This window comes from Ruminococcus sp. BSD2780120874_150323_B10 (genome assembly GCF_015553695.1).
Lineage (GTDB): Bacteria > Bacillota > Clostridia > Oscillospirales > Acutalibacteraceae > Ruminococcoides > Ruminococcoides intestinale_A.
On sequence record NZ_JADNHD010000006.1, the window covers coordinates 78651 to 97047 of the forward strand.

14 protein-coding genes and 3 tRNA genes are annotated in these 18397 nt (G+C 42.2%); 16 read left to right on the top strand and 1 reads right to left on the bottom strand.

Going from position 1 to position 18397, the window contains the following annotated elements; all coding sequences use genetic code 11:
- Window positions 1–215 precede the first annotated feature (215 nt).
- From I2E21_RS05450 to hydF, 14 genes are all read left to right on the top strand, one after another.
- Window positions 216–292, top strand: a tRNA-Met gene (locus tag I2E21_RS05450).
- Window positions 293–295: 3 nt separating this feature from the next.
- A tRNA-Glu gene (locus I2E21_RS05455) sits at window positions 296–370 on the top strand.
- Between the two features lie 8 nt (window positions 371–378).
- Window positions 379–466 (top strand) — tRNA-Leu (locus I2E21_RS05460).
- Window positions 467–1203: 737 nt separating this feature from the next.
- Window positions 1204–1944, top strand: a complete 741-nt coding sequence (locus I2E21_RS05465; RefSeq protein ID WP_022235332.1) for a septum site-determining protein MinD — start codon at window positions 1204–1206, stop codon at window positions 1942–1944.
- Between the two features lie 30 nt (window positions 1945–1974).
- Window positions 1975–2370, top strand: a complete 396-nt coding sequence (locus I2E21_RS05470; protein ID WP_022235333.1) for a methylglyoxal synthase — start codon at window positions 1975–1977, stop codon at window positions 2368–2370.
- A 98-nt stretch (window positions 2371–2468) separates the two neighbouring features.
- A complete protein-coding gene (gene hisS, locus I2E21_RS05475) occupies window positions 2469–3764 on the top strand; it encodes a histidine--tRNA ligase (RefSeq protein ID WP_195410663.1) in 1296 nt (431 codons plus the stop codon).
- Between the two features lie 34 nt (window positions 3765–3798).
- Complete coding sequence (gene aspS, locus I2E21_RS05480) at window positions 3799–5574, top strand: aspartate--tRNA ligase (RefSeq protein WP_195410664.1); 1776 nt, start codon at window positions 3799–3801, stop codon at window positions 5572–5574.
- A gap of 3 nt (window positions 5575–5577) precedes the next feature.
- Window positions 5578–6390: a zinc ribbon domain-containing protein gene (locus I2E21_RS05485; RefSeq protein WP_195410665.1), complete on the top strand. Its 813-nt coding sequence runs from the start codon at window positions 5578–5580 to the stop codon at window positions 6388–6390.
- Between the two features lie 238 nt (window positions 6391–6628).
- On the top strand, window positions 6629–7897 hold the full coding sequence (locus I2E21_RS05490) for an SPFH domain-containing protein (RefSeq protein ID WP_195410666.1): 1269 nt from the start codon (window positions 6629–6631) through the stop codon (window positions 7895–7897).
- Between the two features lie 22 nt (window positions 7898–7919).
- Window positions 7920–8972: a TFIIB-type zinc ribbon-containing protein gene (locus I2E21_RS05495; protein ID WP_195410667.1), complete on the top strand. Its 1053-nt coding sequence runs from the start codon at window positions 7920–7922 to the stop codon at window positions 8970–8972.
- A complete protein-coding gene (locus I2E21_RS05500) occupies window positions 8969–9817 on the top strand; it encodes a TPM domain-containing protein (RefSeq protein WP_022235338.1) in 849 nt (282 codons plus the stop codon). The genes I2E21_RS05495 and I2E21_RS05500 overlap by 4 nt, the downstream gene beginning before the upstream one ends.
- A 276-nt stretch (window positions 9818–10093) precedes the next feature.
- Window positions 10094–11140 carry a [FeFe] hydrogenase H-cluster radical SAM maturase HydE gene (hydE, locus tag I2E21_RS05505; protein WP_195410696.1) on the top strand — a complete coding sequence of 349 codons (1047 nt, stop codon included), beginning with the start codon at window positions 10094–10096 and terminating at the stop codon, window positions 11138–11140.
- A 24-nt stretch (window positions 11141–11164) separates the two neighbouring features.
- A complete protein-coding gene (hydG, locus tag I2E21_RS05510; protein ID WP_195410668.1) occupies window positions 11165–12583 on the top strand; it encodes a [FeFe] hydrogenase H-cluster radical SAM maturase HydG in 1419 nt (472 codons plus the stop codon).
- Between the two features lie 9 nt (window positions 12584–12592).
- Window positions 12593–13774 (top strand): [FeFe] hydrogenase H-cluster maturation GTPase HydF, encoded by a 1182-nt coding sequence (hydF, locus tag I2E21_RS05515; RefSeq protein WP_195410669.1) that lies wholly within the window; start codon window positions 12593–12595, stop codon window positions 13772–13774.
- A gap of 580 nt (window positions 13775–14354) precedes the next feature.
- Here the strand turns inward: hydF and I2E21_RS05520 are convergent.
- Window positions 14355–17072, bottom strand: a complete 2718-nt coding sequence (locus I2E21_RS05520; protein ID WP_195410670.1) for a YhgE/Pip domain-containing protein — start codon at window positions 17070–17072, stop codon at window positions 14355–14357.
- A gap of 197 nt (window positions 17073–17269) precedes the next feature.
- Here I2E21_RS05520 and I2E21_RS05525 point away from each other — a divergent pair, with 197 nt between their 5' ends.
- Both I2E21_RS05525 and rpsT read left to right on the top strand, forming a co-directional pair.
- Window positions 17270–17878, top strand: a complete 609-nt coding sequence (locus I2E21_RS05525) for a TetR-like C-terminal domain-containing protein (protein ID WP_195410671.1) — start codon at window positions 17270–17272, stop codon at window positions 17876–17878.
- A gap of 172 nt (window positions 17879–18050) precedes the next feature.
- Window positions 18051–18311, top strand: coding sequence for a 30S ribosomal protein S20 (rpsT, locus tag I2E21_RS05530; protein ID WP_022234005.1), 261 nt, complete (start codon window positions 18051–18053; stop codon window positions 18309–18311).
- Window positions 18312–18397: the final 86 nt, after the last annotated feature.

An 18397-nucleotide genomic window follows, 5' to 3' on the forward strand; every position in this document is an offset into this window, starting at 1 on the left:
TCGGCTAACAATAAAAACAGCGTAAAGATATGTATTAAAATGACAGCAACCGTTGCTTTCTGTGTTTTTCTCCACGAAAAAGGCAGTAAAATACAGATGCTTTTAAGTTTTTTGAAAAAAATTAAAAAAATTTCAAAAAACTTTAAAAAAACCCTTGACAAATCGGGGCTGCTATATTATAATCTATCTTGCTGATTTGATGTTGGCGAACAGATGGCGGAATAGCTCAGCTGGCTAGAGCACTCGGTTCATACCCGAGGTGTCGTAGGTTCAAGTCCTATTTCCGCTACCATACGGCCCGGTGGTCAAGCGGTTAAGACACCGCCCTTTCACGGCGGTAACACGAGTTCGATTCTCGTCCGGGTCACCAAACAATTAGCCGGTGTGGTGGAATAGGCAGACACAAGGGACTTAAAATCCCTCGGTCATTGCGACCGTACCGGTTCAAGTCCGGTCACCGGCACCATGAAGAGGTCTATTGTCGTAAGACAATAGACCTTTTCGCTTTTATAAAAATTAAGTTAAGATACGGCTTGTTAAAGTGGTTTTATTTGTTCTGTCTTAAATGTTGGGATAACATTAATAAATTAAGGCTTAGCAAATTTATTTGCCAATCAATTATAAAAGTTTGGTCAACTTTTTTAAAGGTTGCGGGCGTGGGCAAAGCCCACATTTAATAAATGCTAAACTATACTTCGGAACAGCTCACAAATGTGGGCTGTTTTTTGCGTGCGGAAAATGATAAATAAATTGCTGCGGATTTTGTATATACCTGAAAAATCAGTGATTTTTGCCACATAAGCACATAGCTGAAATATTTTTTGCCGAAAAATTTATCGCTCCCAAAATAATACTTGTTTTGACGGCAAAAGGTGATATAATTTAAAAACAAACTGCATTTTTAAAATTTTTATTTACATAAAAACCGAATACGGAGCAATTAAGAATTATATACAAGCTGTACTTGCATTTAAAATAACGGACTGCAAATTCGCAAGAGATTTTATAACAGAAAAAATCAAACGATAATTTAGTATAATTTTACCATTAAATTATGGTAAAAATGTAAAAACCCAAAAAGTATAACGATAAAATTATATATTTTGCATAAAAAGTCTATATAATTTTTGTTTGATAAAATTACTTACTTTTATTGCTCTTTTGACAAAAATATGATAGAATAATTCAGAGGTAGTATGTATTATGGATAATGTTATAGTTGTAGCCTCCGGAAAAGGAGGCACGGGAAAGTCAACAGTGTGCATTTGCCTTTCGGTTGCCCTTATTAAACAGGGCAAAAAAGTTTTGCTTATCGACTGCGACTGCGGTATGCGTGGTCTTGATATTATGCTCGATATGGAAAACGACATTGTTTTTGATGCGGCAGATGCCGTAAGCGGTAACTGTTCTTTTACAGACGCAGTTTATAAAAGTAAAAACAATGAGAATCTTTATCTTATGGCGGCACCTTTTGACACCGATAACGAGCTTAGTCCCGGGGTATTCCGTCAGCTTGTCGATACATTAAAAGCTGACTATGATTTTGTTATTATTGATTCACCCGCAGGCATCGGCTCGGGCTTTGTTACAGCTGCTACGCCCGCCGACAGGGCGCTTATTGTAGCCAACGCAGAGCCGACAAGCGTAAGAGGCGGATTAAAAGTAAAAAACAAGCTTGACGCTTTGGGTATAAAAAATCAAAGGCTTGTTATAAACCGCTTTGACAGAAAAACTTTTACCGAGCTCGGTTTTTATGCCGACCTTGACGAAGTTATTGATGCGGTACAAACTCAACTTATCGCACTTGTACCGTTTGACATAAGAATATCAGTTATTATGCAGCGTGGAGTTGCAGGGCTTAACTGGAGTGCCGCAGCATCGGTTTTTGATTGTCTGGCACGAAGGCTTGAGGGGCAAAGAGTTCCCTTGGCATTTAAAGGATAAGCCTTTTAATATATAGGGAGGAATTTGTGTATGAATATTGCTCTTATTGCGCACGATGAAAAAAAGGAACTTATGGTTCAGTTCTGCATTGCTTACTGCGGTGTTTTAAGCAGAAATAACCTTTGTGCGACAGGCACTACGGGCAAAATGGTTTCAGAGGCAACAGGCCTTACAATTCAGAAGTTTTTGGCAGGCTCACAGGGCGGCAGTCAGCAGATTGCGGCAAGAATTGCCTGCAACGAAGTTGATATGCTTCTCTTTTTCAGAGATCCGCTCAATCCAAAGCCTAATGAGCCTAACGATATGAATATGCTCAGACTTTGCGATATGCACAATATTCCTGTTGCTACAAACATCGCAACCGCAGAGGTACTTATTCACGGTCTTGAGCGTGGCGACCTTGACTGGAGAAATATTTTAAAGTAAAAAACGATTTCATTGTCGGGCGGTTTTGTGCTGCCCGATAATTGTGTTTATACGGAATTTTCGATTAATATAAAAGGTTTTATAATTTGGAGGAAATAATGGGAGTAATCACCAAAAAGATTAAGGGCACGGAAGATGTTTTGCCAAAGGACAGCTACCGCTGGCAGTTCGTTGAAGATGTTATGCGTAAAGAATCGGCGGCTTACGGATTTAAAGAGATTCGCACACCTGTTTTTGAGCACACAGAGCTTTTTGCAAGAGGTGTGGGTCAGACAACAGATGTTGTTCAGAAAGAAATGTATACATTCGATACAAAGGGCGGAGAAAGTGTTACACTTCGTCCCGAGGGTACGGCAGGCGCAGCAAGAGCAGTGCTTGAGCACGGTCTTGTAAATGACAGCTTACCTATCAAGGCAAGCTATTTTGTGTCTTGCTACCGCTACGAAAAGCCGCAGGCAGGCAGATTAAGAGAGTTCCACCAATTCGGTCTTGAGTGCTATGGTACACAGTCACCTGTTGCCGATGCGGAACTTATTTGCGCCGCACAGTCTATTTTTGACCGCCTTGGCATTAAACAGCTCAGACTTGAAATTAATTCTATCGGCTGTCCTACTTGTCGTGCCGAGTACCACAAGGCGCTCAAGGAGTATTTTTACGGATACAAAGACGAGCTTTGCGAAACCTGCAATTCAAGACTTGAAAAAAATCCTATGAGAATACTCGACTGCAAAAGTCCCGTATGTTCAAAGATTGCACAGGGCGCACCTAAAATTACAGATTATCTTTGCGATGAGTGTAAAGAGCACTTTGCAAGCGTTCAGAAATACCTTGATGCCGCAGGTGTTGAATATACGGTAAATCCTACAATCGTTCGTGGACTTGACTACTACACAAAGACTGTTTTTGAGTTCGTTACCGACTTTATCGGTGCTCAAGGCACAGTTTGCGGCGGCGGCAGATACGACGGACTTATTGAGGAGCTCGGCGGAAAGCACTTGCCGTCACTCGGATTTGCAATGGGCATTGAAAGACTTTTAATGCTTATGGACAAACAGGGCATTGAAATTCCACAACCGTCAACCTGCGACCTCTATGTTGCTGTTATGGGCGAGAGTGCGTCGCTTAAATCATTTGAAATTATCAAAGCTGTCCGTTCCTGCGGACTTATTGCCGAAACCGATATTGTAGGCAGAGGATTAAGAGCACAGATGAAATATGCCGACAAAATCGGCGCAAAGTTCTCTATGGTGCTCGGCGACAATGAGATTGAGCAGGGCAAGGCAGTTATTAAGAATATGTCGAACGGCGAGCAGACTGAAATTGTACTTGACGATACATTTGCAGAGAAATTTATGGTACTTCAGCTTGCCGATGTTGACAGCTTTAAGCTGTAAGCGTTGACAACTTAATTTAAGGAGATATACAAAAATGGCAGAATTTATGACAGGACTTAAACGAACCGACTATTGCTCCGACCTTAGAATCGGCGATGTCGGCAGAGAAGTAACAGTTTGCGGTTGGGTACAGCGTTGCCGTGACCTCGGTCAGCTTATTTTTATTGACCTTCGTGACCGCACAGGCATTGTTCAGCTTGCTTTTAACGATAAGACGGATAAAGAAATTTTTGATAAAGCTTTTGCTTGCCGCAGTGAGTATGTTTTGGCGGCAAAAGGCATAGTATGTGAGAGAAGCTCCAAGAACAAGGATATTCCTACAGGCGATATTGAGGTTATGGTAACAGACCTTAGAGTTCTTTCAAAGGCACAGACACCGCCTTTCGAAATTGTTGACGAAACAAGCACAAACGAGGAGTTAAGACTTAAATACCGTTATCTTGACCTTCGCCGCCGTCCTATTCAGAACAACATTATTATGAGAAGTAAAATTGCAAAGGTTGCAAGAGATTATTTCTACGAGAACGGCTTTATTGAGATTGAAACTCCGATGATGATTAAATCAACTCCGGAGGGCGCAAGAGATTACCTTGTACCGTCAAGAATTCACAAGGGAAAGTTCTATGCTCTTCCGCAGTCACCGCAGATTTACAAGCAGCTTTTGATGGTATCGGGTTTTGACCGTTACATTCAGCTTGCCCGTTGTTTCAGAGATGAGGACTTAAGAGCCGACCGTCAGCCTGAGTTTACACAGATTGATATGGAGCTTTCGTTTGTTGATATGGACGAAATTATGGAAATCAACGAGGGACTTTTCAAGCGTTTGTTTAAAGAAGTGCTTGGCAAGGAGCTTGTAACTCCGTTTGAGAAAATGACATACAACGATGCTATGGAGAACTACGGTTCGGATAAGCCTGATATTCGTTTCGATATGAAGATTCAGAATATCTCCGACCTCGTAAAGGACTGCGGCTTCAGCGTATTTACAAGCGCTATTGAAAACGGCGGTTCTGTTCGTGCCATTGTTGCAAAGAATGCGGCGTCTGTATATACAAGAAAAGAAATTGACAAACTTACAGAGTATGTAAAGGGCATCGGTGCAAAGGGCCTTGCCTATGTAAGATGGGTTGACGAGCCGAATGCATCATTTAAGAAGTTTATGACAGAGGAAGAGCTTTCCGCTATTTACGAAAGACTCGGCGCAGAGAAGGGCGATGTAATCTTCATTGTTGCCGATAAGAACAGCACAGTTCTTACAACTCTCGGTGCATTAAGACTTAAGGTCGCAAAGGTTCTCGACATTATTCCCGATGAATTTAAGTTCCTCTGGATTGTTGACTTCCCGTTCTTTGAGTATGACGAAGAGAGCGGCGAGTGGCTTGCAATGCATCATCCGTTCACAATGCCTAAAGAGGAGTGCTTGCAGTACCTTGACACAGACCCGTCAAAGGTTATTGCAAAGGCTTACGACCTCACTCTTAACGGAACAGAGCTTTCAAGCGGTTCAATGCGTATTACTGATTATGAGTTACAGCAGAGAATGTTTAAGGCATTAAAACTTACCGACGAGGAAATTGAAGCAAAATTCGGCTTCCTTGTAGAAGCGTATAAGTACGGCGCTCCGCCACACGGCGGTATGGGCATTGGCCTTGACCGTGTTACAATGCTTATGTGCGGTACAGACAGCCTTCGTGATGTTACGGCATTCCCTAAGGTTCAGAATGCAAGCGAGCTTATGTCAGCTTGTCCGTCCGTTGTTGACGATGAGAGCCTCGATGTTCTCGGAATTTCAGTAAAACCGCAGGAGTAAACGATGAATCAATTGTTTGTCGGAGCGGTTTCGGCAGGTGTGCCTGTCGGACTTATAGTTACACTTGTATTGATTGCAGCGGCTGCCATTGCCATTGCGGTGGCAGTCTATAAAATAAAACACGGAATCAGACAGATTTCAAGAAATATGTTCGGTACGGATTCTTTTGTACAGGGAATCAATAATCAGAAAAGGGAAATGAGTGAAACTCCACGCTCTTTGCAGGCTATGACGGGTCTTTGTCTGCCGAGAATACAAAGAGATTTCCCGGAGTTTGACTATGACGATTACAAACAAAAAGCAGAAACCGTACTGCGCAGTTATATGAACTCCATTGAGGAAAAAAATCCGGAGCTTTTATACGGCGAGTGTTCCACAGCCTTAAAAGACAGCGTAAAGAGTATTATTACCGACCTGTCAAACAGAGGCTACAAGCAGAATTACGATGATATTGTAATTCACCGTACGGAGATTTCACGATACACAAAGGACGGCGCAACCGCAAGGATTTTGTTTGTATCGTCTGTAGGTTCTTATGCCTATACCACCGACGCCGCAGGCAGTGTGGTTTACGGCAGCAGGGATATGAAAACTCAAAGTGTTTACGAAACCGAGCTTGTGTACATACAGAATGTTGACATGGTTGCAAACGGCAGTGAGGGACTTGGTATTAATTGCCCTAACTGCGGCGCACCGATTAAGAACTTAGGTCAGAAATTCTGTGAATACTGCGGCACAGGCATTACGGAAATCAACATAAGAGCGTGGAAATTCTCGTCAATAAGAGAACAAACCAACGCTACAAGACCATATTAATTTATAAACAATTGCACTTAGGCGATGTTGAAAATCAGAGTGAATTATGGTTTAGCAAATTGTTTTGTTTAACTTGTGTGTTAAATAATAATTTATTTGTTACCCCAACATTTTTGAAACCAAACCTGTAACAGATTAAGAAGATTTAATCTAAAGCAAAAGCCTTCGTTTCAGTGCAATTATATCAGCTCACAAAAATTTAAAAATAAAGAAAATTTCTTGTAAAGGAGATAAGACTATGGGCATTATCAGAGCAGCCATTAACTCGGTTAAAGGCGGATTGGCAGATTCTTGGCAGGAGGTTATCCAGCCAAGACCAATGAGCGGAACTCTCGCAATGGTTCCCGGTGAAAAGATAACACACGGCACATCTCAAAACACAAAGGGCACACCAAACATCGTATCAAACGGTTCGGTTATTCAGGTATATGACAACCAGTGTATGCTCCTTATTGACGGCGGTAAGGTAGTTGACTTTACTGCGGAACCGGGTTATTACCAGGTAAGCAACAGCTCAATGCCGTCGCTTTTCTGCGGCCAGTTTGGCGACTCTCTTAAAGAAACATTCTCCCGTATTAAATACGGCGGAATTCCGTCACAGTCGCAGTATGTAATTTACATCAACCTTGCCGAAATTACAGGTATTCTTTTCGGCACAAAGAATGTTGTAAACTACTTCGACAGTTTCTACAATGCAGAACTTTTCCTCCGTGCGCACGGTACATATTCTATTAAGATTACCGATCCGCTTAAGTTCTATCAGGAAGTAATCGACAAGGGCCTTGTAACAGCTTGTCAGCCGTTTGACTACAAGTCAAAGTCAATCCAGTATAACACAGAGTTTGAGGCAGCTTTAAGTTCTGCTATCAACAACTTCTCTGCTGACGGTTACAGAATCAGCTTTATTAAGGGTAAATCCCGTGAATTCGGTCAGTATATGGCTAAAACTCTCGACCAGGAATGGGAGCAGCAGCGTGGTTTCCAGGTTCAGGCAGTTGCTATCAACATTTCTTATAATGACGAGAGCACAGAGCTTATCAATATGAGAAACAAGGGCGCAATGCTTTCGGACGCAGCAGTTCAGCAGGGCTATGTAGCAACTAATGTTGCGGAAGGTATGAAAGCGGCAGGCTCAAACTCAAACGGCGCAATGGCAGGCTTTATGGGTATGGGCATGGGTATGAATGCAGGCGGTAATATCCTCGGCGGCTATCAGCAGAACCCACACTACAACAATCAGCAGCCACAGCAGCCTCAACAGCCACAGGGCAATCCGCTCGGCGGCGCACAGCCTGCTCAGCCGCAGCAGAACGCTCAACAGCCTGTACAGCCTCAGTCGGCAGACAGCTGGACTTGCGCTTGCGGTGCGGTAAATACAGGCAAATTCTGCCCTGAATGCGGCGCAAAAAAGCCTGATGCACCTAAAAAGCATTTCTGTGTAAACTGCGGATATGAATTAAAAGAAAATCAGAAGTTCTGTCCTGAATGCGGTACAAAGGCAGAATAATTTAAGAGGAATAAGGCAATAAATGGGTACAGTCAATTATAACTGTCCATCCTGCGCCGCACCACTGACATTTAACCCCGAAAGGCAGAGATTTTGTTGTGAATACTGCCTTTCGGAGTTTTCTCCGGAGAAGATTCAGCAAATTTACGCCGAAAGGGAACAAAGCGGTGCTGACAGTCAACAGGAATTTAAAGAGGAATTGCACGACGGTTATGTGTTCCATTGCGATTCCTGCGGCGCAGAGGTTGTTACCACTTCATCTACAGCGGCAACAACCTGCTTTTACTGCCACAATCCTGTTGTAATGAAAGGCAGATTGTCGGGAGATTTCAGACCCGACAGAATTATTCCGTTTAAGTTGTCACGAGAACAAGCTGTTTCAGCTTTCATGGATAAAACAAAAGGCAAAAAGTTTTTGCCCAAAGATTTTTTAAGCGACTCAAATATTGAGAAAATGACAGGAGTGTATTTCCCATATTGGTACATAGATACTCAACAGGATTCTCATATGACGGCAAGGGGCAAAAAGTACAGGCACTGGAAATCCGGTGACAGACGATATACCGAAACTTCGTATTATGACCTGTTCAGAAGCGGCGATGTTTACATACGCAATGTTTTTGAAAGGGCGCTTTCATCTACCGACAGAGAAATGCTGCAGTGCATACATCCGTTTGATTTGTCAGAGGCACAGCCGTTTTCAATGTCGTACCTGTCGGGTTTTCAGGCAGAAAAAAGAGATATAGAAAAGTCCGATATTCAGATAATGGTTGACCAAAAGATTGACGAGTATTGCAAAGAGGTGCTTAAGGGTGCTTGCAGTGAATATTCTGGTATTGAAGTAACCAATTACTATGACCGCACAGATATTGAAAGTTGGAGTTATACGCTTTTGCCTGTGTGGATTATAACTTATAAGTATAAGGGCAAAATTTATCCGTTCGCAATTAACGGTCAGACAGGTAAGCTCTACGGCAGTTTGCCTGCCGATACCGGCAGATTAATTGCAATGTCTTCATTAATAGCCGGCATAGCTTTTGCGTTCGGTATGTTGGGAGGTATATTTTTAATATGAAAAATGTACTTTCCGTTGCGGCCGTATCGCTTGCCGTAACCGCCGTATTTGCCCTGTCGGTAACACCGGCTTTTGCAGAGAGCAGCAAAAAGCTGACAGACGATGCGGATATTATAACTTCTTCGCAGGAAGAAACCATAGAGAATAATCTGAAAAAATGTACGCTTGCCACAGGCTGGGACACAATAATCTATACCAATAACAACAATGTGGATTCGTATGATATGGAAGATTATTGCAACGATTATTTTGATAATCATAATTACGGCTGCGGTGATAAAAAAAGCGGAGTTATGCTCACTATAGATATGAGTTCCCGTGAAATGTATATAATCACCAAGGGCGAGGCGATGTACTGTTTCAGCGATGCCCGAACAGACGATTTGCTCGACAGCGTTCAGTACGAGCTTTCAAGCGGCGACTATGACGGCGCTTGCGATGAATTTATCGAAACGGTTGAGCAATACTATAATGCGGGTGTAGATACAAGCAAAGACGCAAGCTACAGCAATATAATTGAAGCACAGCTTACTCCGCTTGAGAAGGTTATAAAAGGCTTTCTCTACGGTATAATGTTTATGCTGATGGGCGGTTTGGCAGGATTCCTTGTCAGTCTGGGCGTTCGTTACGCTTACGGCAAAAACGGCAAGGGTGCGAGTTATGACCTTGATAAAAACAGCTCGCTTAACCTTACGGAAAGCAGAGATCAGTTTTTATACAAGAATGTGACTTATACTACCGTGTCGAGTTCAAGCTCAAGCTCGTCGTCGCACAGAAGTCACAGGAGCAGCAGCAGTCACCGTTCAAGTCATTCATCACACGGCGGCGGTGGCAGACATTTTTAAATTTGCAACAACGGCGTTCTTTATATCGGCTTAAGAACAAAATCAGAATTTTTACAAACTGTCGGCAGGAATTTTGTTCCTGCCGATTTTTAAAAGAATATTTTTGATGCAGATGAGTTGCGGTTTGATAAAACATACTTTTTACAAAATTATAAAAGTTTGGTCAACCTTTTTAAAGGCTTGAGCTAAATTTTAAAAATTATTTAATCATTACTCCAAACCAAATCCCAACAGGCAATGCAAAAGTATTACCCGTACAGCGTTTTATTAAAGAATATGAAAAATTATGAAATTATAGATAAGCTCTACGCCTATCACAATGCGGACAGAGCAGAGTTTACAGCATTAATAAATACTGTTACAGACGAAGAACTTGAGTACCTGCGCAAAAAGGCACAGCAGACGGCACAAAAATACTACGGTAACAAGGTGTATATCCGTGGTTTGATTGAAATTTCAAGTATTTGTAAAAATGACTGCCTTTACTGCGGAATACGCAGGTCGAATGCAGATGCCGTTCGTTATCGCCTCTCAAAAGAGCAGATTTTACAGTGCTGCGATACAGGCTACCCGCTCGGTTTTCGCACCTTTGTTTTGCAGGGCGGAGAGGACGGATATTTTACCGATGATGTTATGTGCGATATTGTGCAAAAAATCAAGCAAAAATATCCCGACTGCGCAGTAACGCTTTCTCTCGGCGAACGCAGTTACGAAAGTTACAAAAGACTGTTTGATTCGGGTGCAGACCGATATCTTCTTCGTCACGAAACGGCAGACAAAGAGCATTACGAAAAATTACACCCTGACAATATGTCGCATCAAAACAGGCTTGATTGCCTGTACAATCTTAAAAAAATAGGTTATCAGACAGGTGCAGGTTTTATGGTCGGTTCGCCTTTTCAGACCGCCGAAAATCTTGCGGATGATCTGATTTTTATAAAAAACCTCAATCCGCAGATGTGCGGTATAGGCCCGTTTATTCCGCATAAAGACACACCGTTTGCCAAGCAGCCTACAGGCAGTGTGCGGCTTTGCCTTATGCTCATCTCAATAATAAGACTGCTGTTGCCGAGCGTACTGCTGCCGTCAACAACCGCACTCGGTACGGCGGACATCAACGGCAGGGAAAAGGGGATACTGCACGGCGCAAATGTGGTTATGCCAAACCTTTCTCCGCTTGAGCACAGAAAGGACTACTCTCTGTACGATAATAAAATTTGTACGGGTGACGAGTCGGCACAGTGCATAAGTTGTATGAAAAACAGAATGAAGTCAATCGGCTACGAAGTTGTGACCGATGTGGGAAATTATATTGCTCCTTAGTTGCGACAGGAAAGGAAATATGAAATGTATGACAAAAAATCTCTTAAAGCAGAGGAATTTATTAACGACGGTGAAATCCTTGACACTCTAAAATATGCAGACGAAAACAAAGATAACCTTGCGCTCATAGACAAAATCATCGACAAGGCAAGGCTTAGAAAAGGACTTGACCACAGGGAGGCAAGCGTATTGCTTGCGTGCGAGGACAGCGAAAGAATTGCAAAAATTTATGACCTTGCCGAGCAGATAAAAAAAGATTTTTACGGCGACAGAATCGTTATGTTTGCCCCTCTTTATCTTTCAAATTATTGTGTAAACGGTTGTGTTTACTGCCCGTATCATCTTAAAAATAAACATATATGCCGAAAAAAACTTACGCAGGAAGAAGTGAAGAGCGAGGTTATCGCATTGCAGGATATGGGGCACAAAAGGCTTGCGATTGAAGCGGGCGAAGACCCCGTAAACAATCCGATTGAGTACATTCTTGAGTGCATAAAGACGATTTATTCAATTAACCATAAAAACGGCGCAATCAGACGAGTTAATGTAAATATTGCCGCCACCACGGTTGAAAATTACAGAAAGCTAAAGGATGCCGGCATTGGCACTTACATTCTTTTTCAGGAAACCTACAACAAAAAGAGCTACGAGGAATTGCACCCCACAGGGCCAAAGCATAATTATGACTACCACACAGAGGCAATGGACAGGGCAATGCAGGGAGGAATTGACGATGTGGGAATTGGCGTGCTGTTTGGATTGGAACTTTACCGCTATGAATTTGCGGGACTTTTAATGCACGCAGAGCATCTTGAGGCGGTTCACGGAGTAGGGCCGCATACAATCAGCGTCCCACGAATTAAGCACGCAGACGATATAGATCCCGATTCATTTGACAACGGAATAGATGATGAAACTTTTGCGAAAATTTGCGCACTGATAAGAATTTCCGTACCGTACACGGGTATGATTATTTCGACCAGAGAGAGTAAGGCGGTGCGTGAAAAGGTAATAAGACTCGGTGTATCGCAAATCAGCGGTGCGTCCTGCACAAGTGTTGGCGGTTATGCCGAACCCGAAGAAGAGGACGAGAATACGGCTCAATTTGATGTGTTGGACAACCGTACGCTTGACGAGGTTGTAAATTGGCTTATGAGCCTTGGCTATATCCCGTCATTCTGCACGGCTTGTTATCGTGAGGGCAGGACGGGCGACAGATTTATGTCGCTTTGCAAAAGCGGTCAAATTCAAAACTGCTGTCATCCAAATGCGCTTATGACGCTTAAGGAGTATCTTATGGACTATGCAAGCGAGGACACAAGAAAAATCGGAGAAAAGCTGATTGAAAAAGAGCTTTTGAAAATTCCCAATGAAAAAGTAAGAAAAATTGCCGCACAACACATTGCAGAGATAGAAAACGGCAGTCGGGATTTTCGCTTTTAAGAGGTGCTTATGGGACTTAATGACACACCGCTTGCAGAAAGAGTGCATATTGCATTTTTCGGCAAGCGCAATGCAGGAAAATCAAGCCTTGTAAATGCGGTTACGGGGCAGAATTTGTCGGTTGTATCCGATATTAAGGGCACTACTACGGACCCTGTAATGAAAGCTATGGAACTGTTGCCGCTCGGTCCTGTTGTAATAATTGATACACCGGGTATTGACGATGAGGGCAGTCTTGGTGAAATGCGGATTGAAAAAGCAAGACAAGTGCTTGACAAAACGGATATTGCAGTGCTTGTGGTTGACGGTTCGATGGGAAAAACAGCGGCAGATTCTGAACTTATAAATCTGTTTGAACAGAAAAAGATACCGTATGTTGTGGCTTATAACAAGGCTGATTTGCTGAAAAATCCACCGCATACAGATGACGGAATGTTTGTAAGCGCAGAACAAAATACAGGTGTTTTTGAGTTGAAAGAAAGAATAGCAAGCCTGTTAAAATCCGACAGAGAGCAGAGAACGCTTTGTTCGGATTTAATTAGCGCAGGTGATACGGTAGTGCTTGTTGTGCCGATAGACAAGGCGGCGCCAAAGGGCAGAATAATTTTGCCGCAGCAAATGGTAATACGTGAAATTCTCGATTCGGGCGCAATCGCCGTTGTAACGAGGGACAGCGAATTTGAACAGACTTTGAACTCGCTAGCCAAAAAGCCGTCGCTTGTAATTACCGACAGTCAGGCTTTTGCGGCAATCGCAAAACTCACCCCGAAAGACATCAGACTTACTTCTTTTTCAATTCTTATGGCAAGGTATAAGGGCGTGCTTGACACTGCCGCAAAGGGTGCAAAAGCTATAGATTCGCTTTGTGACGGTGACACGATTCTTATAAGCGAGGGATGTACTCACCACCGCCAATGCGACGATATCGGCACGGTAAAACTTCCACGGCTTTTAAGAAAATACACGGGTAAGAGCATAAAAACAGAAACAAGCTCGGGCAGAGATTTTCCCTCTGACCTTACAAAATATAAACTTGTAATACATTGCGGCGGCTGTATGCTTAACGAAAAAGAAGTTGACAGCCGCAGACAAAAAGCCGAAAACGCAGGCGTACCGTTTACAAACTACGGCATAGCAATTTCATATATGCGTGGAATTTTTAACGGCAGTTTGTTTGTAAATAAAATATGATGAAACGACCTCACAAAAGTTATCTGCTTTTGTGGAGTAAATTATGGTTTAGCAAATTGATTTGCCAATCAATTATAAAAGTTTGGTCGACCTTTTCAAAGGTCGTGGGTGTGGGCAAAGCCCACAAATACTTTCCGTTTAAGCAGTATGACGATAGCCAAACAGCTCGCTGTTTGGCGGCTTGAACACAACGGCGTTAGCCTTTAAATGCGAAAGCACCAAGAAAAGGAATTCGTTATTTCATTAATAAAATATATTTTTTTAATGGCTGTCGCCTGTTTTAACAAACTTAGTTTCAGCACGCAAACAGCGTGGCTGTTTGCGCCTGATAAATTGTTGTATCGGAAGATTTTATGGGCGCTGCCCAAACCCGCAATTTTTGAAAAAATTGAGTAAACTTTTTTGCTTTTGGGAGGATAATGTAGCGTTAGCTAAATTTCAATGCCCGACCGACATTCCGCTAAACCATAATTTTCTTACACTTTGAATAAAAATCGTAAAAAATAATTCTCTGTTAAACAGCAAAAATCCGACCTCATAATGAAGTCGGATTTTGCTGTTTATTTATTTGAGCTTTGCATTAAGCTAAACCGCATTTTTCGATAAAGTCGTAAAGACCTTTCTTGTTATTCTTAATCATCTTTGCTCTGATGTTGAACATCATAATTGTGAGGAGTGTAAAGATAATTGCAATTGAGAGAAGAACGATTGTTACTTCAAGGATATTGCCGTTACCTGAAATTGTACCTCTGAATGCGTCAACAGCATAGCTGAATGGCAACCACTTGTGAATTGTAGCAACGAAGTCGCCTGAAATTTCGATTGGGTAAGTACCTGCAGAACCTGCAAGCTGTACAACCATGAAGATAAGCATTAAGAAACTGCCTACCTTACCAAGCCATACATTGAAGAAGTAAAGAATTGACATAAATGCGATTGCGGTAATTCCTGCTACGAGGAATGTGTTTAAAAGCTCGGTAGGTTCAAAGTGTAAGAACAACTGGAGTGAACCTATCATTGCATAAGCGGCAACAAGTGCTACGAGATAAGCAATGCCTGCTTTGCTTAGCCACCAAGAGAAGCCTGACTTGATTGTGCCATGGTGCTCGGTGAGAGGATACATAATACAGAATGCTATGCAAAGTACCCACAAGCCAACGCACATCATATAAGCCGCCATTGCGTGACCGTTATTTTCTACATTTGAAATCTTAGTTTCGTTTGATTTTACAGGGCTTGAAATCATTTCATATACTGCATCGTCGCCCTTGTTTTCGTCTATTGTCTTTTGTCCGTCTTCAAGACCTGTCTTTAAGGTGTTTGCACCGTCCTTAAGGTCTGAAAGTCCGTTGCCGAGTGTAATCGAACCGTCATAAAGCTGACCTGCGCCGTCGTTAAGTGTTACTGCACCGTCGGCAAGCTGATTAGCACCGCTTGTAAGTTTTGAATTGTTTGCTGTAAGTGTAGCAAAACCGTTTGTAAGTGTTTTTGTACCATTGTCAAGAGTTTTAGTACCGTCTGCAAGAGTCTTAGTACCGCTCTTTAATTCGTCCGCACCGCTGTCAAGTGATTTAGCACCGCTTGAAAGCTGACTTGCACCGCTTGAAAGCCGACTTGCACCTGAATTTAATTGAGCCGAATTATCGTTAAGCTGTGTAAGTCCGCTACCTACCTGTGCAACACCGCTTGTGTATGATGTAAGACCGCTTGATAGCGACTTAGCACCGTCAGATACCTGTGAAATACCTCCGTCAAGAGTTGACATACCCGGAATAATCTGAGTATCAAGTGCGTAGCTTACATTTGCAAGACCGCTGTACATTCCGTTTACGGCTGTCTTAGCGCCGCCGAGAACCAACTCTTTGTTTTCGTTAAGCTCTGCAACGCCGTTCTTAAGCTCGGTTACCTTTGAAAGTGAAGGAGTAACCTGCTCAAATACTGCGCCGATTGCTGTTGCGTCATTTGCGGCAGATGTAACATTTGCCGCAAGGCTGTCTGCAATTTCCTTTACCTGAGCGGCTGTCTGTAAATCACCGCTTGCCTGCAACTGAGCTGCAAGCACATAAAGTGATTTTGCATTGTCGCCTGCATTTGTAAGGCTGTTTGTAAGATCGGTTTTAACAGCATTGAGAGCTGCAAGCTCTTCCTCGCTCGGAAGTGAAGTGTTCTGCAATTCATCGTTCATCTTGCCGATAGCTGCCGAATAAGTATCAAGTCCGCCGCTTAATTCGGTGATTTTATCCTCGCTCGGCAAACCGTTTTTTACGGTACTGCTCATCAGGTTTAAACCTGCAAGAAGCTGTGAACTGCCCGATGAAAGCTGTTCGTTGCCTGCGGTAAGCTGCTGTGCGCCGGCTGTAAGTGCCGAACTGTTTGCGTTAAGTGCAGCCGCACCGTCATTAGCCTGTTTTACACCGTCTGTATAGGTTTTTAAACCGCTTTCAAGTGTTTTTGCGCCGCTCTCAAGAGTGGCTGTACCTGATGTGAGAGTTTTTGTACCGTCGGAAAGTGAATTTGCACCTTCATTAAGTTTTAAAGCACCTGTAAGTAAAGATGTAGCACCGTTTGCAAGTGTGGTTGAACCGTCTGAAAGCTGATTTACACCGTCAAGGTAAGATGAAAGTCCAACCTTTAATTCGCTTGTGCCGTCTTTAAAAGTAAGTGTACCTTCCGACAAAGTTTTTAAATTATCTGAAATAGTTTTGTTGCCGTCAGCGAGTTTTTCTGTGCCGTCATAAATTTCGCCTGCACCGTCTGCGGCGTCTTTCATACCGTCACCCGCCTCGGAAATCTTATCAAAGATTGTTTCGGCATAGGTCTTTGTGACCTCCTGAGCGACCGATGTCTTGATTTTTTCAAGAGCGGTTTCGCTCATTTTCATTGCTATATAATTTGTACCCGGATTTGTCTTGTAGTCAAGTTCCATCTTCTTTGGAACTGTGTCCATAAGAGTGGTAGCGTTTTCAGAGAAATTCTTTGGAACGGTGATTACCATATAGTAAGTACCGTTTTTAAGTCCACGCTCGGCTTGGTCTGCGTCTGTAAAGTTAAAACACAGCGAGCCGTCTTCTTTGAGCTTGTCAACAAGTTTTTGACCTACATTAAGGGTTTCGCCCTCATACTCGACCGGTTCGTCAAGGTTTACCACTGCGACAGGCAATTCATCGAGTTTGCCGTATGGGTCCCACATTGAACCGAGGAAAAGCGTGGTGTAAATTGCAGGGATTGCAATGATGAATACTAATACAATCATCAGTATCTTGTTACGCCACAGGCTTTTCCATTCCTGTTTTACCATAACAGTATTCTCCTTTCTTTGCACTAATCAACTCCGTTGTTATTAAACTATATTATATATTTTAATAGATAAGGTGTTGATTTTCTTTGTGATATATATTATAATATCTATAAAAGAAACATTCAAGCATTAAAATTAACGCTTATGTTTAATAATAGACATTTGATGTAATAATGTTGAGGATTGGTGAATAAATTATGGCAGTACGAACAGACAGGCGTGTAAGAAAAACAAAGGCGGCGTTGAGGCACGGACTTGCGGTACTTACAAAGAAAAAAAGCATAAAGGAAATCACGGTAAAAGAGCTGGTTGAAGAGGTTGATATTAACCGTTCGACTTTCTATCTGCACTATACCGATATATACAGTATGGTGGCTGAACTTGAAAGCGAGCTTTTGGAGGAATTTAAGAATGCAATAGATTTGTATCCGCCGACAAACAGTGAAGAAGAGATGTGCAGATTCTTTGAGCACATTTATAATATTTTGAATGACAACCGTGAAATCTGCGTTGCTCTTGTAAGCGAAAACGGCGACATTTCTTTTATCCGTCAGGTCGAAACCTTTGTGTCGGAAAGGATAAAGAAAATATTTGAAAGCGGTATGGTTAAAAATGTGTATGATATAAGATATGTTTTTGATTTTTGCATTTCCGGCGGTATGGGACTTTTCAAGCATTGGCTTACCGATGAAAACGCTCTTGAGCCTGCGCATATGGCAAAGATTACCACGGATATGGTTGTGGGCACTTTAAAGAGTTTTGACAATAACTTTCGGGTGTCGGATTATTCAAAAATAAAGCTATGATTTTTGCGTATTATATAATGTATAGGAAAATCGACTGCGAAAATTTATATACACAGGAAAATTTTGCGTAAAAAGAAAGAAAATCAGAGTTTTTTTCTTAAATCTCTTGCATTTTTTGAAGTTATATGCTATTATAATTGACATATGACTGATACTTTAAGGAGGTGGGACAATGCCAAACATTAAATCTGCAAAAAAGCGTGTAAAGGTTATCGCTACTAAGACAGCTCAGAACAAGGCTGTAAAGTCAGCTTTAAAGACAGTTATCAAAAAGGCTTACTACGCTGTTGACACTAATGCTGCCAACAAAACAGAGGCAGTTAGTCTTGCTATGAAGAAAATCGACCAGGCAGCAGCTAAGGGTATTATGCATAAGAATACAGCTGCAAGAAGCAAGTCATCTCTTGCAAAAAGACTTAATGCATCTGCATAAGTTAAAGATTTTGAATTGCAACCTTAAAAGCAGAGATTTTTCTCTGCTTTTTTTGTTTTTATGTTGACATTTTTTTGAAAAATGGT

What these genes read in the sequence shown, in the direction of transcription:
- I2E21_RS05465 (WP_022235332.1), top strand. Translation starts at nt 1,204, where the DNA reads ATGGATAATGTTATAGTTGTAGCCTCCGGAAAAGGAGGCACGGGAAAG.
- I2E21_RS05470 (WP_022235333.1), top strand. Translation starts at nt 1,975, where the DNA reads ATGAATATTGCTCTTATTGCGCACGATGAAAAAAAGGAACTTATGGTT.
- hisS (WP_195410663.1), top strand. Translation starts at nt 2,469, where the DNA reads ATGGGAGTAATCACCAAAAAGATTAAGGGCACGGAAGATGTTTTGCCA.
- aspS (WP_195410664.1), top strand. Translation starts at nt 3,799, where the DNA reads ATGGCAGAATTTATGACAGGACTTAAACGAACCGACTATTGCTCCGAC.
- I2E21_RS05485 (WP_195410665.1), top strand. Translation starts at nt 5,578, where the DNA reads ATGAATCAATTGTTTGTCGGAGCGGTTTCGGCAGGTGTGCCTGTCGGA.
- I2E21_RS05490 (WP_195410666.1), top strand. Translation starts at nt 6,629, where the DNA reads ATGGGCATTATCAGAGCAGCCATTAACTCGGTTAAAGGCGGATTGGCA.
- I2E21_RS05495 (WP_195410667.1), top strand. Translation starts at nt 7,920, where the DNA reads ATGGGTACAGTCAATTATAACTGTCCATCCTGCGCCGCACCACTGACA.
- I2E21_RS05500 (WP_022235338.1), top strand. Translation starts at nt 8,969, where the DNA reads ATGAAAAATGTACTTTCCGTTGCGGCCGTATCGCTTGCCGTAACCGCC.
- hydE (WP_195410696.1), top strand. Translation starts at nt 10,094, where the DNA reads ATGAAAAATTATGAAATTATAGATAAGCTCTACGCCTATCACAATGCG.
- hydG (WP_195410668.1), top strand. Translation starts at nt 11,165, where the DNA reads ATGTATGACAAAAAATCTCTTAAAGCAGAGGAATTTATTAACGACGGT.
- hydF (WP_195410669.1), top strand. Translation starts at nt 12,593, where the DNA reads ATGGGACTTAATGACACACCGCTTGCAGAAAGAGTGCATATTGCATTT.
- I2E21_RS05520 (WP_195410670.1), bottom strand. Translation starts at nt 17,072, where the DNA reads ATGGTAAAACAGGAATGGAAAAGCCTGTGGCGTAACAAGATACTGATG.
- I2E21_RS05525 (WP_195410671.1), top strand. Translation starts at nt 17,270, where the DNA reads ATGGCAGTACGAACAGACAGGCGTGTAAGAAAAACAAAGGCGGCGTTG.
- rpsT (WP_022234005.1), top strand. Translation starts at nt 18,051, where the DNA reads ATGCCAAACATTAAATCTGCAAAAAAGCGTGTAAAGGTTATCGCTACT.